Origin of the sequence: Pseudomonas sp. M2, from assembly GCF_015751845.1 — a bacterium.
Lineage (GTDB): Bacteria > Pseudomonadota > Gammaproteobacteria > Pseudomonadales > Pseudomonadaceae > Aquipseudomonas > Aquipseudomonas putida_E.
Genome location: NZ_JADOUD010000001.1, coordinates 420,310 through 439,376, shown reverse-complemented (window position 1 = coordinate 439,376; position 19,067 = coordinate 420,310). Strand labels below are relative to the sequence as shown.

At 62.7% G+C, this 19,067-nt stretch carries 18 protein-coding genes; 3 read left to right on the top strand and 15 right to left on the bottom strand.

What is annotated here, in order from left to right:
• Positions 1-2: 2 nt before the first annotated feature.
• The gene (locus IWW33_RS02260; RefSeq protein ID WP_174141645.1) at positions 3-2,069 is read right to left on the bottom strand and encodes a TonB-dependent receptor; all 2,067 of its coding nucleotides are present in this window, start codon (positions 2,067-2,069) and stop codon (positions 3-5) included.
• Between the two features lie 230 nt (positions 2,070-2,299).
• Here IWW33_RS02260 and IWW33_RS02255 point away from each other — a divergent pair, with 230 nt between their 5' ends.
• Positions 2,300-2,548 carry a helix-turn-helix transcriptional regulator gene (locus IWW33_RS02255; RefSeq protein ID WP_119688648.1) on the top strand — a complete coding sequence of 83 codons (249 nt, stop codon included), beginning with the start codon at positions 2,300-2,302 and terminating at the stop codon, positions 2,546-2,548.
• A gap of 7 nt (positions 2,549-2,555) precedes the next feature.
• The gene (locus IWW33_RS02250; RefSeq protein ID WP_115275305.1) at positions 2,556-2,918 is read left to right on the top strand and encodes a hypothetical protein; all 363 of its coding nucleotides are present in this window, start codon (positions 2,556-2,558) and stop codon (positions 2,916-2,918) included.
• Here the strand turns inward: IWW33_RS02250 and IWW33_RS02245 are convergent.
• Positions 2,915-3,301, bottom strand: a complete 387-nt coding sequence (locus IWW33_RS02245) for a helix-turn-helix domain-containing protein (protein ID WP_196914180.1) — start codon at positions 3,299-3,301, stop codon at positions 2,915-2,917. The genes IWW33_RS02250 and IWW33_RS02245 overlap by 4 nt on opposite strands.
• A gap of 201 nt (positions 3,302-3,502) precedes the next feature.
• On the opposite strand from IWW33_RS02245, the gene IWW33_RS02240 reads away from it, so the two are divergent.
• Positions 3,503-3,778 (top strand): ogr/Delta-like zinc finger family protein, encoded by a 276-nt coding sequence (locus tag IWW33_RS02240; RefSeq protein WP_080952154.1) that lies wholly within the window; start codon positions 3,503-3,505, stop codon positions 3,776-3,778.
• Between the two features lie 74 nt (positions 3,779-3,852).
• Here IWW33_RS02240 and nuoN read toward each other — a convergent pair whose 3' ends face one another.
• From nuoN to IWW33_RS02175, 13 genes are all read right to left on the bottom strand, one after another.
• Positions 3,853-5,322, bottom strand: a complete 1,470-nt coding sequence (gene nuoN, locus IWW33_RS02235) for an NADH-quinone oxidoreductase subunit NuoN (protein WP_115275303.1) — start codon at positions 5,320-5,322, stop codon at positions 3,853-3,855.
• A gap of 7 nt (positions 5,323-5,329) precedes the next feature.
• Positions 5,330-6,862, bottom strand: coding sequence for an NADH-quinone oxidoreductase subunit M (gene nuoM, locus IWW33_RS02230; RefSeq protein ID WP_046787247.1), 1,533 nt, complete (start codon positions 6,860-6,862; stop codon positions 5,330-5,332).
• Between the two features lie 40 nt (positions 6,863-6,902).
• Complete coding sequence (gene nuoL, locus IWW33_RS02225) at positions 6,903-8,756, bottom strand: NADH-quinone oxidoreductase subunit L (protein ID WP_046787246.1); 1,854 nt, start codon at positions 8,754-8,756, stop codon at positions 6,903-6,905.
• Positions 8,753-9,061 (bottom strand): NADH-quinone oxidoreductase subunit NuoK, encoded by a 309-nt coding sequence (gene nuoK, locus IWW33_RS02220; protein WP_003251446.1) that lies wholly within the window; start codon positions 9,059-9,061, stop codon positions 8,753-8,755. The genes nuoL and nuoK overlap by 4 nt, the downstream gene beginning before the upstream one ends.
• A 3-nt stretch (positions 9,062-9,064) precedes the next feature.
• Positions 9,065-9,565, bottom strand: coding sequence for an NADH-quinone oxidoreductase subunit J (gene nuoJ / locus IWW33_RS02215; protein ID WP_012313764.1), 501 nt, complete (start codon positions 9,563-9,565; stop codon positions 9,065-9,067).
• Positions 9,566-9,575: 10 nt separating this feature from the next.
• Positions 9,576-10,124 (bottom strand): NADH-quinone oxidoreductase subunit NuoI, encoded by a 549-nt coding sequence (gene nuoI / locus IWW33_RS02210; RefSeq protein ID WP_003251442.1) that lies wholly within the window; start codon positions 10,122-10,124, stop codon positions 9,576-9,578.
• An 11-nt stretch (positions 10,125-10,135) separates the two neighbouring features.
• Positions 10,136-11,143: an NADH-quinone oxidoreductase subunit NuoH gene (gene nuoH / locus IWW33_RS02205; RefSeq protein WP_012273297.1), complete on the bottom strand. Its 1,008-nt coding sequence runs from the start codon at positions 11,141-11,143 to the stop codon at positions 10,136-10,138.
• Positions 11,140-13,854, bottom strand: a complete 2,715-nt coding sequence (gene nuoG, locus IWW33_RS02200) for an NADH-quinone oxidoreductase subunit NuoG (protein WP_046787245.1) — start codon at positions 13,852-13,854, stop codon at positions 11,140-11,142. Before nuoG ends, nuoH begins: the two co-directional genes overlap by 4 nt.
• Positions 13,855-13,986: 132 nt before the next feature.
• Entirely contained in the window at positions 13,987-15,348 is a 1,362-nt protein-coding gene (nuoF, locus tag IWW33_RS02195) for an NADH-quinone oxidoreductase subunit NuoF (RefSeq protein WP_039602696.1), read from the bottom strand.
• Positions 15,345-15,842, bottom strand: a complete 498-nt coding sequence (gene nuoE / locus IWW33_RS02190) for an NADH-quinone oxidoreductase subunit NuoE (RefSeq protein ID WP_012313767.1) — start codon at positions 15,840-15,842, stop codon at positions 15,345-15,347. Before nuoE ends, nuoF begins: the two co-directional genes overlap by 4 nt.
• A gap of 2 nt (positions 15,843-15,844) precedes the next feature.
• Positions 15,845-17,626 (bottom strand): NADH-quinone oxidoreductase subunit C/D, encoded by a 1,782-nt coding sequence (gene nuoC / locus IWW33_RS02185; protein ID WP_115275302.1) that lies wholly within the window; start codon positions 17,624-17,626, stop codon positions 15,845-15,847.
• 79 nt (positions 17,627-17,705) lie between these two features.
• On the bottom strand, positions 17,706-18,383 hold the full coding sequence (locus IWW33_RS02180; RefSeq protein ID WP_012313769.1) for an NADH-quinone oxidoreductase subunit B: 678 nt from the start codon (positions 18,381-18,383) through the stop codon (positions 17,706-17,708).
• Positions 18,384-18,393: 10 nt separating this feature from the next.
• Positions 18,394-18,807, bottom strand: a complete 414-nt coding sequence (locus tag IWW33_RS02175) for an NADH-quinone oxidoreductase subunit A (protein WP_003251427.1) — start codon at positions 18,805-18,807, stop codon at positions 18,394-18,396.
• Between the last annotated feature and the right edge of the window lie 260 nt (positions 18,808-19,067).

The window sequence follows — 19,067 nt, the reverse complement described above, 5'->3', positions numbered from 1 at the left end:
TTTCAACGCAAGCTGTACGAAACCCCGGCGTATACGCCAAACCCTTCCCCTGGCGTCGACCGGGCAATGTCTTGCCCTGCATCGTCGTACCCCGGCGTTACCGTCGCCGCATAGCGCTTGTTGGTCAGGTTGCGCAGGTCCAGCCAGGTCTGCCAGTCCTGTTTCGGCGAGTCCCAGCCCAGGCGCGCACCGAGCAGGGCGTAGGCGTCGGCGTGGTAACTGTTGGCGTAATCGACTTGCACCTTGGACGCCATCTGCGTGTTGACCCCGGCATGGAAGCCGCTTGGCCAGTCGTAGCGCAGTTCGGCCTGGTAGTAATGCATGGGAATGCCAGGCAGGCGGTTGTCGCCGAAGGTGTCATCGTCCCGGTAGTGGAAATCACTGAACGTGTAGGCCTGGCGCAAGCTGAGCTTGCCAGTACCAGGGTGCTCCCAGAGGGTGCTGTCCAGGCCGGCTTCGACGCCCTGGTGCACGGTGGCGCTGGCATTGACCTCCTTGGCCGGGAGGCCTGCCTCGATTTCAACGGCCAACAGTTCATGGCGCACTTGCGAGTAGTACCAGGCCAGGTCCCAGCGGCCCAGGGCCGAATCGCCGCGCGCGCCCAGTTCCAGCGTGGTGGCTGTCTGGTTTTGCAGTTCGATCGGCTGCGTGGCGACCGTGGAGCTCCAGATCAGTGACCATGGGTGGGGTGGCTCGACGGACCGGCTCAGGTTGCCATACACCTGCAGTTGCGGGTTGATGTCGTAGCGCAGGCCCAGGCGCGGTGCGTAGTCCCAGTCATGCTGGCTGACCTTGCCACCGTTCTGTGGATAGGTGACTGCGCTTTCACGGCGGGTATAGATCATCGCCAGGCCGGTGGTCAGCCACAGGTCCGGGATCAGCTCCAGATCGTTGCCGACATGCAGGACAGTATCCGACCCCTGATAGCTGAAGTCGCGGCTGCGTGCGCCGAAGTTGTCGCCAGTGGTACGGGCAAACTGCGAGGCGCCGCTGTTGGGCAGGTGCTTGGTGGTTCGCCAGCCCACGGTGGTGTTGCTCTGATGGCCCAGCAAGGTGTCGCGGCGCATGTAGTTCAGGGTGCCGCTGACATCGGTGTAGGCGACCTTCAGGCGCATCGGGCCTTCGCGCAGGTCCATGGGGAAGTCGTGGTACACCAGCCCGGCTTCCACCCGGGCATCGTCCTCAAGGTAGAAGGTGGTCTTGTTGGCCACCCAGGTACTGCCCGGTTGCGGCCGGCTGTCGTCGCGCGCCAGGTAGGCGGCGTTTGCGGCACGTGGGTCGTGCTTGATCTGGTCCTTGGTCAGGCGCCCGGCCAACTCATTCTCGGTTTCCCGGTAGCGCAGGTAGAAGCGCGTTTCCAGGTTGGGGTTGAAGCGATAACCCACGTTGGTGGCGATGCCTTTGGCGCTGCCGCTGCTGTGCGCCTGGTAGCCGTCGTATTCCGAATCGGTGAGGGCCACGTAGTAGTCGAGGTTGCCCAACACCTGACCCGAGCTGACGTGCCTGTGCTGATAGCCGCGGCTGCCGGCCTCGTACCGCACCTGCAATGGCGCGGCGTCGTAACCGGTAGGCGTCACATAGTTGATTGCGCCACCCAGTGCCAGCGCGCCCTGATCGAAACCGTTGGCCCCTCTCAGCACTTCGGCGCGGCTCAGCCACAGGGGCTCGAACAGCTCGTAAGGTGTACCGCCCGGGCCGGTCAGCGGCAGGCCGTCGAACATCGTGTACACCCCTGAGCCGTGGGCTCCGGGCGCACGGTTGATGCCTGACCCGCGGATGGACAGCTTGATGCCATCGTTACCTGCAGACTGTGCGAACACCCCCGGCTGGTAGGCCAGCACGTCCTGGTTGCTGGCCACCCGTCCTTGCCCCACACGCTGCATGTCCACCAGGTTGCTGGCGCCGGGTACTGCCTGCAGGCGCGCGCGGGCGTCTTCCAGTTCGCTATGTGCTTCGTCACTGATCAGCACTTCGCCCAGTTCGACCGCAGGTGCAGCTGACGCGTGCTGGGCGACTGTGAAAAGGGCCACAAGGCCAAGGCAAGGTGAGGGGGGCAACACGGGGCGCATCGTACAACTCCAGGTGAAAAGGGCAGGCAACGGCGTTGTGACGAGCGAAACGCCGTGCAGAGCACGGAGAGTTTCACTTAATTGAAAGCAGCCATTTGAGGACGGGTGTGTAGGACGGCGATTTACAAACCGTATGAATGGAACACGTGTTTTGGGATTCGTAAGGTGGAGTCCTACCGCGTCAGCCTGATAGCTGACGTGAACTGGCGATGATTTTTTGGAGTTCGGTGATGAGTGCCAACACGCAACAGATCGAAGATAGCCATGCGGATACGCCTATTCGCCTGACCCCCAGAGAGCAGCAGGTATTGCTGTGGTGTGCCTATGGCAAGAGTTCGTGGGAAATCGGTCGGATCCTGCAGTGCCAGGAGTCGACGGTAAATTTCCATGTGGGCAACATCATGCGCAAATTCGATGTATCCACGCGGGTCGCCGCCGTGATCAAGGCCATTCGCTACGGCATGCTTGCAGAGCAGTGAGGCACTCATGAATGAAGTCGCATTGATTGATGGTGCCCTGTCCTGCGTTGTTGAGTGGCTCGAGCGCGACGGGCGGGTGCTTTTCGGTGCAGTGTTGGGCGCTTTATTGGTCAGCGCGGCACGTGATCGGCTGGTCATCGTTTCGCGCAAGCGGCTTACGTTGGGCAAGCAAGCCTTGCTGGCCCTTCTCACCGTTGGCGTGGGCTACCTGTTCGAGCCGCTGTTGCAAGCTTTGGCCCCCATGCTTTCGCGGGGCATGGCTGCTTTCGTGGCGGCGGTCGTGGTGGTCCCGATCAGCCTCAAGGTCATGGTGTGGCTGGACTCGGTGGACCTTCGTGAAATCGTGCAGCGTTGGCGCCGTCGCAGTTAGCCTTCGGAGGTATCCGGCACACGGTAGGCGAGTGCATCCAGTTTCTTCTCCAGCTCCTGGATGCGCTGTTTGTCCTTGATGTACAGCAGCGTGGCCTCGCGGTCGGCGAATGAAAGGCTGCGCAAACGTTCGAGGATGTCATCTTCCCAGCTTTCACTTGTGTGCAAGGTACGCTCGCGCTCACCCATCAGCAGCCAGTCCAGCGAGCAGGCATGCTGCCGGGCCATATCTACGCATAATGAGTATGGAATGCTCTCGCGTACCTTCCAGCTGCTCAGTGTCTGCGGGCTTATACCAAGCGCTCGGGCCAGCTGAGCGTCGCTTTTGGACTGGGTAAGTTGCTTGAGGCGGGCCAGCACCGAGGCGAAAAAACGGCTACTCATAACAGATATCCATTGCTGGTTTAATGACATTCCCTGGGCTTAAACTACTCGTTATGAATAATAACCCTGCAATATGAGGAACTTTATCGGCATGAACAGCAGTTTGATGAAAAGCCTTTCTTATACAGTAGGCAATACTGACACAAATGGACGATCAACCTTACAGCTTCTGCCATTGCTCGGCCTTAACAGGTATCTACCGTGAGTACTTACAAACTGGTCTGCCCTCACTGCCATAGCCGGATGCGCATACGCACCAGCGAAGGTCGCCATATTTTCCTTAGAGTGGCCTATTTGCAATGCACCACGGAGGCGTGTGGTTGGTCGGTGAGGGCCGAGTTCGAAATGACCCATGAACTGTCACCCAGTGGAATGCCTAATCCGGATGTGTACTTGCCATCGGCCAGCAGTGATTTACGCAGGACGGCACTGCGCCGCAGTGACGATGTTGCGTCAGGCAGGCAAGCGGAACGGTAGCGTAGCCGGCACGGTTTGCAGCACAGATAAAAAAACACCCCGCATGAGCGGGGTGTTTGCTATTGCCTGTTCGATCAGCCGATCAGTTGCAGGCCAGCCTGCTGGACCATTTCCAGCAACGGCTGCGGGTAGACACCCAGTACGAAGGCGAGAATGGCGATCGCCAGCAGCATGACGCCGCCAGTGCGCTGTTCCCACTTCAGCGGCGCATCGTGGCGGCGCAGGTTCGGCTCGACCAGGTACAGGGTGACCATCACGCGCAGGTAGTAGTAAACGCCGATGGCGCTACCGATCACCAGGGCACCGACCAGCCACCACAGGTGCGACTCGACGCCAGTGGCGATGATGTAGAACTTGCCGATGAAGCCAGCGGTCAGCGGGATACCGGCCAGCGACAACATCATCACGGTCAGCACTGCCGTCAGGTACGGGCGGCGCCAGAACAGGCCGCGGTACTCGTACAGGGCATCGGCGTCACGGCCGCCGTAAGGCGAGGACATCAGGGTGATGACACCGAACGCACCCAGGCTGGTGATCACGTAGGTGACCAGGTACACGCCCATCGCTTCCATGGCCAGGCCCTTGCTGGCGATCAGGGCGATGAGCAGGTAGCCGAAGTGGGCGATGGACGAGTAACCGAGCAGACGCTTGAGGTTGCTCTGGGTCAGCGCCAGCAGGTTACCGACCAGGATCGAGGCGACCGCGATCACCGCCAGAACGGTGCTCAGCACGCCGCTGCTGGCAGCAGGGGAGAGCATGAACAGGCGTACGACCACGGCGAACACCGCGACCTTGCTCGCGGTGGCCAGGAACGCGGCGACTGGCGCCGGGGCGCCTTCGTAGACGTCCGGGGTCCACAGGTGGAAAGGTACCAGCGACAGCTTGAAGGCCAGGCCGACCAGCATCATGCCCAGGCCCAGCTGAGCCACCAGGCTTGGCATGCTGGTGGCGGCCAGGGCTTTGCCGATCTGGTCGAAGCTCAGGCTACCGGCATCGGCATACAACAGCGCCATGCCGAACAGCAGGAAGGCCGAGCCTGCGGCCGACAGCACCATGTACTTGATACCGGCTTCCAGCGAACGCTTGTTGAAGAAGGCGTACGCCACCAGGCCGTAGACCGGCACCGACAGCAGCTCCAGGCCGATGAACAGGCCGGCCAGGTGGTTGGCACTGACCAGCACCAGGCCACCGAGGGCCGACATCAACAGCAGCAGGTAGAGTTCTTCACGGTTGCCGGGGAAGCCCTTGGAGCCTTCACCGAGATAGGCGTGAGCCAGTGTGACGCAGGCCAGCGTGGCCACCAGTACGATGGCCATGTACAGGCAGGCGAACTTGTCGATGGTGATTAGCGAAGTGACCGCCAGCGGCGCGACCTTCAGCGCCGGCAGGATCGACAGCAGGGCCAGGTTCAGGCCCACGGTGGACAACAGGAAGGTCTGCGAGTGGTTGCGCTTCCAGGCGATCGCCAGCATCACCACCACCGTGGTGATGGTGGTGATCAGCATCGGCGCCAATGCGATGAAGTGTTGAGTGGTGAATTCCATAGCGCTCTTACCGGGCCGAAGCGAGTTGAGTGAAAGCGGAGCCAAGCCACTGCTGCACACCGCTCATGGTGGCTGCAGAAGTGTCGAGGAACGGCTGCGGGTACACACCAAGCACGATCAGCAGCACCGCAAGGCCCAGCACCATGATCAGCTCGCGGCCGTCCATGCCGGCCAGCACGGTGTCGCTCTTGCTTGGGCCGAAGTAGGCACGGTGGATCATGATCAGCGAGTAGACCGAGCCGAAGACCAGGCCGGTGGTTGCGATCACGGTGATCCACGGCACGCTGGCGAAGCTGCCGATCAGGATCAGGAACTCGCCGACGAAGTTGCCGGTGCCTGGCAGGCCCAGCGATGCAGCGGCGAAGAACAGGCTGATGGCGGGCAGGTAGGCAATGCGGTGCCACAGGCCACCCATCTGACGCATGTCACGGGTGTGCAGGCGCTCGTACAGCTGGCCGGACAGGATGAACAGCGCGGCAGCCGACAGGCCGTGGGCCAGCATCTGGATCACCGCGCCTTGCAGGGCCTGCTGGCTGCCGGAGTAGATGCCGATCAGCACGAAGCCCATGTGCGAGACGCTGGAGAAGGCGATCAGGCGCTTGATGTCGGTTTGCGCGAAGGCCAGGAAGGCACCGTAGAAGATACCGATCAGGCCCAGGGTCATGGCGATCGGGGCAAACTCGGCCGAAGCGTTCGGGAACAGCGGCAGGGCGAAACGCAGCAGGCCGTAGGCCGCGGTTTTCAGCAAGATGCCCGCCAGGTCCACGGAACCTGCGGTCGGTGCCTGGGCGTGCGCATCAGGCAGCCAGGAGTGGAACGGCACCACCGGCAGCTTGACCGCGAAGGCGATGAAGAAGCCCAGCATCAGCAGGTATTCGACGCCAGCCGGCAGTTCGGCCTTGAGCAGGTCGCTGTAGTTGAAGGTGAGCACGCCGGTGGTGTTGTAGTTGACCAGCACCAGGCCAAGGATCGCCACCAGCATGATCAGGCCGCTGGCCTGGGTGAAGATGAAGAACTTGGTGGCGGCGTAGATCCGGGTCTTCTTGCCGTCTGCCGAGCTGTGACCCCAGAGCGCGATGAGGAAATACATCGGCACCAGCATCATTTCCCAGAAGAAGAAGAACAGGAACAGGTCCAGGGCCAGGAATACACCGACCACGCCGCCCAGGATCCACATCAGGTTGAGGTGGAAGAAGCCGACGTGGCGCTGGATTTCTTTCCAGGAGCACAGCACCGAGAGCACACCGAGCAGGCCGGTGAGCAGGATCATCAGCAGCGACAGGCCATCGAGGGCCAGGTGGATGCTGATGCCGAAGCGCTTGATCCACTCGACTTTGTATTCGAGTGCCCAGGCAGGTTCGGCGCCCGGTGCAGGGGCCAGGGTGTAATCGCCGGTGCCCCACAGCCACAGGCCGATGCCGAGCAGCAGGGACATGGTCAGCAGCGCGATCCAGCGCGGCAGGGTGGAGCCGAAGCGCTCACCCAGCCAGCACAGGAAGCCGCCGATGAAAGGGATCAGGATCAGCCAAGGCAAAATCATGACGGGTTGGTTTCCTTTGGCAAAGTCGCAAGATTCATAGTCATACCGCAGCCACTACCACAGCGCCGAGTACCAGCACGGCGCCGACGGCGATCGAGGCGGTGTACCAGCGCAGCTGGCCGGTCTCGGTCTTGCTCATGGCGACGTGGCCGCCACGGGCCATCCGAGGGATCAGGCCGATGCTGCGGTCAACCGGGTCCTTGCGCAGGATGTGGCTGATCAGCAGGTAAGGTTTGACGAAGAGCTTGTCGTAGATCCAGTCGAAGCCCCAGGCGGCGAACCACCAGGCCGAAAGGACGCGGCCGATGCTGCTGTTGGCGACGGCGCTGGCGAAGCGGCGCTTGCCCAGGAACAGCAGGGCCGACAGCAGGATACCGGCGATGGCGATGGCGCCCGAGGCGATCTCCAGCGAGTGCTTGGCTTCACCGCCGGCATGGCCGGCGCTTTCAGGCAGCACGCCTGCCAGCGGTGGGTGGATCCAGGCGCCGACGAAGGTCGACAGCACGATCAGCACGCCCAGCGGCAGCCAGTGGCTGATGCCGTGGCCGGCGTGGGCTTGGGTCTTGGCTTCGCCGTGGAAGGCGATGAAGATCAGGCGGAAGGTGTACAGCGAGGTCATGAACGCACCGACCAGGCCGGCGTACAGCAGGCCGGTATTGCCGCTGGCGAAGGCTTCCCAGAGGATCTCGTCCTTGGAGTAGAAGCCTACGGTCAGGATCGGCAGGGCGGCCAGGGCGGCACCACCGACCACGAAGCTGGCGTAGGCCAGCGGCAGTTTCTTCCACAGGCCGCCCATCTTGAAGATGTTCTGCTCGTGGTGGCAGGCAACGATCACCGCACCCGAAGCAAGGAACAGCAGGGCCTTGAAGAAGGCGTGGGTCATCAGGTGGAAGATTGCCGCGTCCCAGGCACCCACGCCCAGCGCCAGGAACATGTAGCCGATCTGGCTCATGGTCGAGTAGGCGAGGATACGTTTGATGTCGGTCTGCACCAGCGCGGCGAAACCGGCCAGCACCAGGGTCACGCCACCGACCACACCGACCAGGTGCAGGATGTCCGGGGCCAGCAGGAACAGGCCGTTGGTACGGGCGATCAAGTACACGCCTGCGGTCACCATGGTGGCGGCGTGGATCAGTGCCGAAACCGGGGTAGGGCCTGCCATCGCATCGGCCAGCCAGGTCTGCAGCGGCAGCTGGGCCGATTTACCGACCGCGCCACCCAGCAGCATCAGGGTTGCCAGGACCATCCAGGTGTCGCCCGCCTGGAATTTCTGCGGTGCCAGCACCAGCAGCTCCTGCACGTTCAGGGTGCCGAGCTGGACGAACAGGATGAACAGGCCGATGGCCAGGAACACGTCGCCGATACGGGTGACAATGAAAGCCTTGAGTGCTGCATTACCGTTGTTGCGGTTGCTGTAGTAGAAACCGATCAACAGGTAAGAGCACAGGCCCACCCCTTCCCAGCCGAAGTAGATGAACAGCAGGTTATCGCCCAGGATCAGGAACAGCATGCTGGCGATGAACAGGTTGGTGTACGAGAAGAAGCGCGAGTAACCGGCTTCGCCACGCATGTACCAGGAGGCGAACAGATGGATCAGGAAGCCTACGCCGGTGACCACGCCAAGCATGGTGACCGACAGGCCGTCCAGGTACAGGGTGAAGTTCGGCGCGAAGCCGTCCACCGACATCCACTGCCACAACAGCTGGCTGTACGCGCCGCCTTCAGGCGGGGCGACATTGAATTGCCAGATGACGTAGGCCGCCACGGCGGCCGAGAGGCCGACCGAGCCGACGCCGATCAGGGCGGACAGGTTCTCCGAGAACCGCCCGCGCGAGAACGACAGCAGCAAAAAGCCGATCAGGGGGAAGACGAAAGTCAGGAAGAGAAGGTTCATCCGCGCATCTCACTGGCAGCATCGATGTCGAGAGTGTGGAAGCGGCGATACAGCTGCAGCAGGATCGCCAGGCCGATACTGGCCTCGGCGGCTGCCAGGCTGATCACCAGAATGAACATCACCTGGCCGTCGGGCTGGACCCAACGGGCACCGGCGACGACGAACGCCAGGGCAGAGGCGTTCATCATGACTTCCAGGCTCATGAGCACGAAGAGGATGTTGCGGCGGACCATCAGGCCAACCAGACCTAAGCAGAACAGGATGCCGGCGACCGCCAGACCATGCTCGAGAGGGATAGCACCCATGATTTACTCCTTCGCCTCGTTGCGGCCCAGGTGGAAGGCGGTGACGGCTGCGGCGAGCAGCAGCATCGAGGCCAGTTCGACCACCAGCAGGTACGGGCCGAACAGGCTGATGCCCACTTCTTTCGGGCCCACGGTGGTGCCGCTGATGCCGGCCCCGCTCGGGGTGACGAACAGCACGTACAGCAGCTCAAGCAGCAGCAGGGTGCCGAGTATCACAGGCCCTGCCCATATGCCAGGCTTGAGCCAGCCGCGTTCCTGGGCGACCGAGGCCGGCCCGAGGTTGAGCATCATCACCACGAAGACGAACAGCACCATGATGGCGCCGGCGTAGGCGATCACTTCCAGGGCGCCGGCGAACGGCGCACCCAGGGCGAAGAAGATCATTGCCACGGAAATCAGCGAAATGATCAGGTAGAGCAGGGCGTGCACGGGGTTGGTGCCAGTGACCACCCGAAGGGTGGAGACCACGGCGATCCCGGATGCGAAGTAGAAAGCGAATTCCATCTTTCTGTCCTTATGGGAGCAAGCTCTTCACGTTGATCGGCTCGGCTTCGTTCTGTGCAGAGCCTTTCGGCTTGCCAGCGATCGCCATACCCGCAACACGGTAGAAGTTGTAGTCAGGGTTCTTGCCGGGGCCGGAGATCAGCAGATCTTCTTTTTCGTACACCAGGTCCTGACGCTTGAACTCGGCCATTTCGAAATCCGGAGTCAGCTGGATTGCGGTGGTCGGGCACGCCTCCTCGCACAGGCCGCAGAAAATGCAGCGCGAGAAGTTGATGCGGAAGAACTCCGGGTACCAGCGGCCGTCCTCGGTCTCGGCCTTCTGCAGCGAGATGCAGCCGACCGGGCAGGCCACCGCGCAGAGGTTGCACGCTACGCAGCGCTCCTCGCCGTCGGGGTCGCGAGTGAGGACGATACGGCCGCGGTAGCGCGGCGGCAGGTACACGGGTTCTTCGGGGTACTGCAGGGTGTCGCGCTTGCGGAACCCGTGGGAGAACACCATTGCCAGGCTGCGCAGCTGAGTGCCGGTGCCCTTAACGATGTCGCCGATATATTTGAACATGGGTCAAATCCTCACTGGGCCGCGACGGCTGGCGTGTTGTAAAGCACGATCGCAGCGGTCACCAGCAAATTGATCAGGGTCAGCGGCAGGCAGAACTTCCAGCTGAAGTCCATCACCTGGTCATAGCGTGGGCGCGGGATCGAAGCGCGCAGCAAGATGAACAGCATGATGAAGAACGCGGTTTTCAGCGCGAACCACAGGAACGGCACTTGCGGCAGGATGCCGAACGGGCCGTGCCAGCCACCGAAGAACAGGGTCACCAGCAGCGCCGAGATGAGGATGATGCCGATGTACTCACCGACGAAGAACATGCCCCATTTCATGCCGGCATACTCGATGTGGTAGCCGTCGGCCAGTTCCTGTTCCGCTTCTGGCTGGTCGAAGGGGTGACGGTGAGTCACGGCAACGCCGGCGATGAAGAAGGTGCAGAAGCCGAAGAACTGCGGAATGATGAACCACAGGTTCTGGGCCTGGTATTCAACGATGTCACGCATGTTGAACGAGCCCACCTGTACCACCACGCCCATCAGCGCCAGGCCCAGGAACACTTCGTACGACACGGTCTGTGCCGAGGCGCGCAAGCTGCCCAGCAGGGCATACTTGTTGTTCGACGACCAGCCGGCAAACAGCACGGCGTAGACCGACAGGCCGGCCATGGCGAAGAAGAACAGCAGGCCGATGTTCAGGTCGGCAACGCCCCAGCCCGGCGTGATCGGGATGATCGAGAAGCCGATCAGCAGCGCGCTCATGGCCACGACCGGCGCCAGGGTGAAAATCATCTTGTCGACGAAGGGCGGGTTCCAGTCTTCCTTGAAGAACATCTTCAGCATGTCGGCGGCGATCTGGAACATGCCGAACGGGCCGACGCGGTTAGGACCGTAGCGGTCCTGCCACCAGCCCAGCAGGCGGCGCTCGACGAAGCTGAGCAGGGCGCCGCAGACCACTACGGCCAGCAGCACCACGATAGCCTTGACGACCTGGATGATCACATCGATCACTTCGGGGGTGAACCAGCTCATTGTGCTGCCTCCTGCAGACCTTCGACGGATGCACCGAAGATGGCCGGCGGGATGCCGGCCAGGCCTTTGGGCAGCGCGACCAGGCCAGCGCCCAGTTCTTCATTGATGCGCAGCGGCAGGCGCAGGGCCACACCGGCCACGTTCAGGCTCAGCAGCGCGCCTTCGTTGACGCCCAGGCGGTCGGCCTCGGACTTGGCCAGTGCCACGTAGGCGGCAGGGATGCGCTCTTGAACCGGTGCAGCGCGCGAAGAGCTTTCTTCGCTGCCGAACAGATGGAAGAACGGTACTGCGGTCCAGGTGCCACGGGCCGGGTTGAAGGCGCCCGGAATGGTGTTGAACCAGGTCAGGCGATCGCCTTGCGATTCGATCAGGCGCACGCCCGGGTCACCGGCACGCAGGTGGCCACCGACCTCGTCCTGGAACTTGTTCCAGGCTTGCGGCGAGTTCCAGCCCGGCGACCAGGCGAACGGCACCTGCTGGCGCGGTTCGGCGGAGCCCGAGTAGCCTTCCATGGAGAAGGCGAACGCGGTGTCCTTGTCCTGCGGGGTGCGTGGCTCGTGCACGCTGATGTTGGCGCGCATCGCGGTACGGCCGGAGTAGCGCAGCGGCTCACGGGCCAGCTTCATGCCCTTGATGCGGAACGCCGCAGAAGGCGCCGCGTTGACGATGCCGGCCAGTTGCGGGGCAGCTTCGGCGCAGGCGCTGGTGACGTGGTCCAGCTGGGTCCAGTCGACCGGCTTGTTCAGCAGGGTGGCACGCAGGGCGTGCATCCAGCGCCAGCCTTCGTGGACCAGGATGCTGCTGTCCAGGTACTGCGGGTCGAACACCTGGAAGAAGCGCTGGGCACGGCCTTCCTGGCTGACCAGGGTACCGTCGCCTTCGGCGAAGGAGGCCGCCGGCAGCACCAGGTGGGCGCGCTCCAGGGTGGCTGTGTTGGAGTGGTCGGCGACGATCACGACCTTCGCAGCTGCCAGGGCGGCATCGACCTTGGCGGCCGGTACGCGGGTGTACAGGTCGTTTTCCAGCACCACGATGGCGTCGGCCTTGCCGCTGATGACCGCATCCAGCGCGGCATCGGCGGACTCGCCACCGAGCATGGCCAGGCCGAGGCTGTTGGCCTCAGGTACCACCAGGCTCAGCGAGCCGTTTTTCTCGCGCAGCTTCAGGGCCTTGGCGATGTTGGCGGCAGCCTCGATCAGCGCCGGGTCGGCCAGCGAAGTACCGGCAACCACCAGCGGACGCTTGGCGGCGACCAGGGCGTCGGCGATGCGCTTGGCCAGGGCCAGGGCTTCGTCGTCCAGGCCTGCAACGGCCGGGGCACTCGGGTCGATGGCGTGGGCCACAGCGAAACCGATGCGGGCCAGGTCGGCGGGGGCGGCGTGCACGCATTCTTCGGCAACGTCGTCCAGCTTGGTTTCAGCCAGGCTGGCGATGAACAGCGGGTACAGCGCGTGCTGGCCGATGTTCTTCACCGCGGCGTCGAGCCAGGGCTGCACTTTCATGGCCTCGGCCATGGCTTCAGCCTTGCCTTTGGTGGCCTGGCGCACGGCCAGGGCAACGCGGGCGGCGGTCTGGGTCAGGTCTTCGCCGAGCACGAACACCGCGTCGTGGTCTTCGATGTCGCGCAGGGTCGGCACTGGCAGCGGGCTGTTGTTCAGCACGTCCAGGGCCAGACGTACGCGGGCCAGCTCACCGGCTTCCATACCCGAGTAGAAGTAGTCGGCACCGACCAGCTCGCGCAGGCCGTAGTTGCTTTCCAGGCTGGCGCGGGGCGAGCCGATACCTACGATGGTACGGCCGCGCAGCAGGTCGGCGGCCTTGTCCAGGGCGGCGTCCAGGCCCAGTTTGGTGCCATCGGCCAGGCGTGGCTGGCGTGGGCGGTCGGTGCGGTTGACGTAGCCGTAACCGAAGCGGCCACGGTCGCACAGGAAGTACTGGTTGACCGAACCGTTGAAACGGTTTTCGATCCGGCGCAGCTCGCCGTAGCGCTCGCCCGGGCTGATGTTGCAGCCGCTGGAGCAGCCGTGGCAGATGCTCGGGGCAAACTGCATGTCCCACTTACGGTTGTAGCGCTCGGAGTGGGTCTTGTCGGTGAACACGCCGGTCGGGCAGACCTCGGTCAGGTTGCCGGAGAATTCGCTTTCCAGCACGCCGTCTTCAACGCGGCCGAAGTACACGTTGTCGTGGGCGCCATAGACACCCAGGTCGGTGCCGCCTGCGTAGTCCTTGTAGTAGCGCACGCAGCGGTAGCAGGCGATGCAGCGGTTCATCTCGTGAGCGATGAACGGGCCGAGGTCCTGGTTCTGGTGGGTACGCTTGGTGAAACGGTAGCGGCGCTCGTTGTGGCCGGTCATTACCGTCATGTCCTGCAGGTGGCAGTGGCCGCCTTCCTCGCACACCGGGCAGTCGTGCGGGTGGTTGGTCATCAGCCATTCGACGACGCTGGCGCGAAATGCCTTGGATTCGTCATCGTCGATGGAAATCCAGGTGCCGTCGGAGGCAGGGGTCATGCAGGACATGACGATACGACCACGGGTGTCGTTCTCGTCGGTGTACTGCTTGACCGCACACTGCCGACAGGCGCCAACGCTTCCAAGCGCCGGGTGCCAGCAGAAATAGGGGATGTCGAGGCCGAGCGACAGACACGCCTGTAACAGGTTGTCTGCACCGTTGACTTCGAGCGCTTTGCCGTCTACGTGGATAGTGGCCATTGTTCAAAGTTCTTCGTTGGCCCGCGTGAGCGGGCGTGGCTAATGGAAATCTGTAAGCCTGCGGCCTGCCGCGAATCGTTCGGGCCGGCCTGCAGGCTGGCGGGTGGCACGGACCACCCGCGTTCTATCTTTTTATGCGCCGACTACAATCGGCTTTGCCAGGTTCGGGCGCAGGGTGCCAGCGCTTTCAGGCGCCACACCGGCCTCGAACTCCGAGCGGAAATATTTGATGGCACTGCCCAGCGGCTCGACGGCACCGGGTGCGTGAGCGCAGAAGGTACGGCCTGGGCCGAGGAAGTTCACCAGACCCAGCAGGGTCTCGATGTCTTCGGCACGGCCCTGGCCATTTTCCAGGGAACGCAACATTTTCACGCTCCACGGCAGGCCGTCCCGGCAGGGGGTGCACCAGCCGCACGATTCGCGGGCGAAGAACTCTTCCATGTTGCGCAGCAGCGAAACCATGTTGACGCTGTCGTCGACCGCCATGGCAAGGCCCGTACCCATGCGGGTGCCGACCTTGGCGATGCCGCCGGCGTACATCTGCGCGTCGAGGTGCTCGGGCAGCAGGAAACCGGTACCGGCGCCGCCTGGCTGCCAGCACTTGAGCTTGAAGCCGTCGCGCATGCCGCCGGCGTAGTCTTCGAACAGCTCACGGGCGGTCACGCCGAACGGCAGCTCCCACAGCCCCGGGTTCTTCACCTTGCCGGAGAAGCCCATCAGCTTGGTGCCGTGGTCCTCGCTGCCTTCGCGGGCCAGCGACTTGTACCAGTCGTTGCCGTTGGCGACGATGGCCGGCACGTTGCACAGGGTCTCGACGTTGTTCACGCACGTCGGCTTGCCCCACACACCCACGGCGGCAGGGAAGGGCGGCTTGGAGCGCGGGTTGGCGCGGCGGCCTTCCAGCGAGTTGATCAGTGCGGTTTCTTCACCGCAGATGTAGCGCCCGGCACCGGTGTGCACGAACAGCTCGAAGTCGAAGCCCGAGCCGAGGATGTTCTTGCCCAGCAGGCCGGCAGCCTTGGCTTCATCGATGGCGCGGTTGAGGTTCTTCGCCGCAGTGGTGTACTCGCCACGCAGGAAGATGTAGCCGCGGTAGGCCTTCAGGGCGCGGGCGCTGATCAGCATGCCCTCGACCAGCAGATGGGGCTGTTGCTCCATCAGCATGCGGTCCTTCCAGGTGTTGGGCTCCATTTCGTCCGCGTTGCACAACAGGTAGCGGATGTTCATGGATTCGTCTTTGGGCATCAGGCCCCACTTCACGCCAGTGGGGAAGCCCGCGCCGCCACGGCCCTTGAGGCCGGAGTCCTTGACGCTCTGCACGATGTCGTCGGCGGACATTTCTGCCAGTGCCTTGCGGGCGGCAGCGTAGCCGTTCTTGGCCTGGTACTCGTCGAGCCATACCGGCTCGCCGTCGTCACGCAGGCGCCAGGTCAGCGGGTGAGTTTCGGCCGAACGCGCGATGCGGTTGGCCGGGCCGAAGGAAGTGATGGTCATACGTAACCCTCCAGCAGCTTGGAAACGCCAGCAGGCTGCACGTCGCCAAAGGTATCGTCATCGATCATCAGCGCCGGGGCCTTGTCGCAGTTGCCCAGGCAGCACACCGGCAGCAGGGTGAAGCGACCGTCCGCGGTGGTCTGGCCCAGGCCGATGCCCAGTTCGCTCTGGATCTGGCTGACCACCGACTCGTGGCCGCCGATGTAGCAGACCATGCTGTCGCACACACGAATGATGTGGCGGCCGACAGGCTGGCGGAAAATCTGGCTGTAGAAGGTGGCCACGCCCTCGACGTCGCTGGCAGGGATGCCGAGCACTTCGCCGATGGCGTAGATGGCGCCGTCCGGCACCCAGCCGCGTTCCTTCTGGACGATCTTCAGGGCTTCGATGGACGCCGCGCGCGGGTCCTCGTAGTGGTGCATCTCGTGCTCGATGGCCGAGCGCTCGGTTTCGCTCAGGGCGAAACGGTCTGTCTGGATAAGCGTGCTGTTCATGCTTAGCGGTCCACGTCAGCCATAACGAAGTCGATACTGCCCAGGTACGCGATGAGGTCCGCGACCATGCTGCCTTTGATCACCGAAGGGATCTGCTGCAGGTGCGGGTAGCTCGGGGTGCGGATCCGGGTGCGGTAGCTCATGGTGCCGCCATCGCTCGTCAGGTAGTAACTGTTGATGCCCTTGGTCGCTTCGATCATCTGGAACGACTCGTTGGCCGGCATGACCGGGCCCCACGAGACTTGCAGGAAGTGCGTGATCAAGGTTTCGATGTGCTGCAGGGTGCGCTCTTTCGGCGGCGGCGTGGTCAGCGGGTGATCCGCCTTGTACGGGCCTTCCGGCATGTTGCGCAGGCACTGGTCGATGATGCGGATACTCTGGCGCATCTCCTCGACACGGACCATGCAGCGATCGTAGGCATCGCCGTTGTGGGCCAGCGGCACTTCGAACTCGAAGTTCTCGTAGCCGGAGTACGGGCGCGCTTTGCGCAGGTCGAAGTCGCAGCCGGTGGCGCGCAGGCCGGCACCGGTGGTGCCCCATTCCAGCGCTTCTTTGGTGTTGTACGCGGCAACGCCAATGGTACGGCCCTTGAGGATGCTGTTCTGCAGGGCAGCCTTGGTGTATTCGTCCAGGCGCTTGGGCAGCCAGTCGACGAAGTCCTTGACCAGCTTGTCCCAGCCACGCGGCAGGTCGTGAGCGACGCCGCCGATGCGGTACCAGGCCGGGTGCAGGCGGAAACCGGTGATCGCTTCGATCACGGTGTAGGCGCGCTGGCGGTCGGTGAAGGTGAAGAACACCGGAGTCATGGCGCCGACGTCCTGGATGTAGGTACCCAGGAACAGCAGGTGGCTGGTGATGCGGAAGAACTCGGCGAGCATGATGCGAATCACGTCGACCTTCTGCGGCACCTGAATACCTGCCAGCTTTTCTACCGCCATTACGTACGGCAGGTTGTTCATCACCCCGCCCAGGTAGTCGATACGGTCGGTGTAGGGGATGAAGCTGTGCCAGGACTGGCGCTCGGCCATCTTCTCGGCACCACGGTGGTGGTAGCCGATGTCCGGTACGCAGTCGACGATCTCTTCGCCGTCCAGCTGCAGGACGATACGGAACGCACCGTGGGCAGACGGGTGGTTGGGGCCCAGGTTGAGGAACATGTAGTCCTCGTTGGCGCCCTGACGCTTCATGCCCCAGGCTTCCGGGTTGAAGCGTGCCGATTCCTCTTCAAGCTGCTGCTTGGCCAGGGTCAGGCTGTAGGGGTCGAACTCGGTGGCGCGGGCCGGGTAGTCCTTGCGCAGCGGGTGGCCTTCCCAGGTCGGCGGCATCATGATGCGGCTCAGGTGTGGGTGGCCGGCAAAGTCGATGCCGAACATGTCCCAGACTTCGCGCTCGTACCAGTTGGCGTTTGGCCAGATGCCGGTCACGGTCGGCAGGTTCAGGTCGCCTTCGCTGAGCGACACCTTGATCATCACGTCGCTGTTACGCTCGACCGACATCAGGTGGTAGAACACACTGAAATCGGCGGCAGGCAGGCCGCGACGCTGTGTGCGCAGGCGTTCGTCGACACCGTGCAGGTCGTACAGCATGCTGTATGGCTTGGTGACGCCGCGCAGGAAGCTGAGCACCTCTTTGAGCTGGGCGCGCTTGACCCACAGCACGGGCATGCCGGTGCGGGTTTCCTGGGCGACGAATGCTTCGGCGCCAAAACGGTTGTGCAGTTCGACGACCACATCCTGGTCGTCAGCCTTGTAAGGCGGAATGAAAATAGCGTTGTCCGCTGTCATGGTCTCGGTCGCTTTGGGTCAACGTTAAGAATGAAGCCAGGCCGCCGGCTCCTTCGGGAGCGGGCGGCAGGTCGCTGGATCAGACTTCGTCGGGGCTGCGCAGGTTGGTTACGGCAATGCGCTGCTCACGACGCAGGTCTTTCTGGGCTGGCATCTCGGCACGGTAAATACCTTGATCACCAACGACCCAGGAAAGCGGGCGTCGTTCTTGGCCGATCGACTCCTGCAGCAGCATCAAGCCTTGCAGGAAAGCTTCAGGGCGTGGCGGGCAGCCAGGCACATAGACGTCCACAGGGAGGAACTTGTCGACCCCCTGAACGACCGAGTAGATGTCGTACATGCCGCCGGAGTTGGCGCACGAGCCCATGGAGATGACCCATTTGGGTTCGAGCATCTGCTCATACAGGCGCTGGATGATCGGCGCCATCTTGATGAAGCAGGTACCGGCGATGACCATGAAGTCGGCCTGACGCGGCGAGGCCCGGATGACTTCGGCGCCGAAGCGGGCGATGTCGTGGGGCGCCGTGAAGGCCGTGGTCATTTCCACGTAACAGCAGGACAGGCCGAAGTTGTACGGCCAGAGGGAGTTCTTGCGCCCCCAGTTGACCGCGCCACGCAGCACATCTTCGAGTTTCCCCATGTAGATGTTCTTGTGGACCTGGTCCTCTAGCAGCTGGTCGGTAACGGTTTCCCGTTCGCCGACCGGGTACTGCTCGTTGGGCGCATCCGGATCGATTCTGGTGAGATTGTATTGCATTGCCAAAGCCTCATTGTTTCAGCTTCGCTTGCCGCTTGCGGCGACCTTCGGGAGCCCAATCAAGTGCCCCGACGCGCCAAAGGTAGACAAGACCTGCCAACAGAATTGCTATGAAAACGAGCGCTTCGACGAATCCGGTCCAGCCGCTTTCGCGGACGGACACAGACCATGCAAAGAGAAAGAGGGCTTCGATATCGAAGATCACGAACAGCATCGCGACCAGATAGAATTTGGCGGAAAGGCGCAGGCGGGCGCTGCCGACGGGCAGCATGCCGGATTCGAAGGGTTCGTTCTTGGCGCGGCCCCAGGCCTTGCTACCGAGCAGGCTGGACAGGCCGAGCATGAAGGCGCACAGGCCGACGACACCCAGGAGGAAGATGGCAAAGCCCCAGTTGTGGGCGATGAGTCCTGCCGAATCGGACATGCTAGAGATCCTTATACAGAGACCCAGCTCTGCAGTCTGAAATAAGTAGAGCGGCGACGTGGTGTCGCAGGTGCAGTGACCAAATGTCGCAGCTGAATCAATCGCGCTGATTTTATGGGTAAACCCGGTGCAAGTAAAATTTCTGTCGCAAATTTATTCGTAGGATTAAGAACAAAATCCGCTCGTAACTGGCTGAAAGCCTTGAAATTCGGGCATTGCGTGCGTTTTTGTCAATTATGTTTCTTGCAAAGAGTAACGAA